Source organism: Micromonospora sp. NPDC047756 (genome assembly GCF_055587245.1).
Genome location: NZ_JBVJGQ010000016.1, coordinates 2,510 through 3,730 on the forward strand (window position 1 = coordinate 2,510; position 1,221 = coordinate 3,730).

Genomic DNA, 1,221 nt, shown 5'->3' on the forward strand with positions numbered 1-1,221 from the left:
CCTACTGAACAAGCTGACACTTGTTCGAGGAGTTACAAAGTCAGTGGCTAGTCGAACAGTCTGGAATGGCTGACCGTAGACGGTGAGAGTCCGGTAGGTGAAAGTTGCTGACCTTCTGTGGGTGTTCCCGAGTAGCGGCGGACCCCTGAAATCTGCCGTGAATCTGCCAGGACCACCTGGTAAGCCTAAATACTTCCTGGTGACCGATAGCGGACAAGTACCGTGAGGGAATGGTGAAAAGTACCCCGGGAGGGGAGTGAAATAGTACCTGAAACCGTTCGCCTACAATCCGTCGGAGCCTTGCGGGGTGACGGCGTGCCTTTTGAAGAATGAGCCTGCGAGTTAGTGGCATGTGGCGAGGTTAACCCGTGTGGGGGAGCCGTAGCGAAAGCGAGTCTGAATAGGGCGATTCAGTCGCGTGTCCTAGACCCGAAGCGGAGTGATCTAGCCATGGGCAGGCTGAAGCGCGGGTAAGACCGCGTGGAGGGCCGAACCCACCAATGTTGAAAAATTGGGGGATGACCTGTGGTTAGGGGTGAAAGGCCAATCAAACTCCGTGATAGCTGGTTCTCCCCGAAATGCATTTAGGTGCAGCGTCGCGTGTTTCTTGCCGGAGGTAGAGCACTGGATGGTCTAGGGGGCCCACAAGCTTACCGAAATCAGCCAAACTCCGAATGCCGGTAAGTGAGAGCGCGGCAGTGAGACTGCGGGGGATAAGCTTCGTAGTCGAGAGGGAAACAGCCCAGATCACCAGCTAAGGCCCCTAAGCGTGTGCTAAGTGGAAAAGGATGTGGGGTCGCATAGACAACCAGGAGGTTGGCTTAGAAGCAGCCACCCTTTAAAGAGTGCGTAATAGCTCACTGGTCAAGTGGTTCCGCGCCGACAATGTAGCGGGGCTCAAGCACACCGCCGAAGCTGTGGCATTCACATTTTATCCTCGCTTGGACTCGATTCCTTGTGCAGGTGTGTGGATGGGTAGGGGAGCGTCGTGCCGCGAGTGAAGCAGCGGGGTGACCCAGTTGTGGACGCGGCACGAGTGAGAATGCAGGCATGAGTAGCGAAAGAAGGGTGAGAAACCCTTCCGCCGGATGACCAAGGGTTCCAGGGCCAGGCTAATCCGCCCTGGGTGAGTCGGGACCTAAGGCGAGGCCGAGAGGCGTAGTCGATGGACAACGGGTTGATATTCCCGTACCCGCGAAAGAGCGTCCCTGATGAACCTCG

At 56.8% G+C, this 1,221-nt stretch carries 1 rRNA gene (running past both ends of the window); it reads left to right on the forward strand.

The features are described from left to right. Nucleotides 1–1,221 (forward strand): 23S ribosomal RNA (locus ACZ6NZ_RS32315) (it extends past both window edges: 427 nt to the left, 1,659 nt to the right).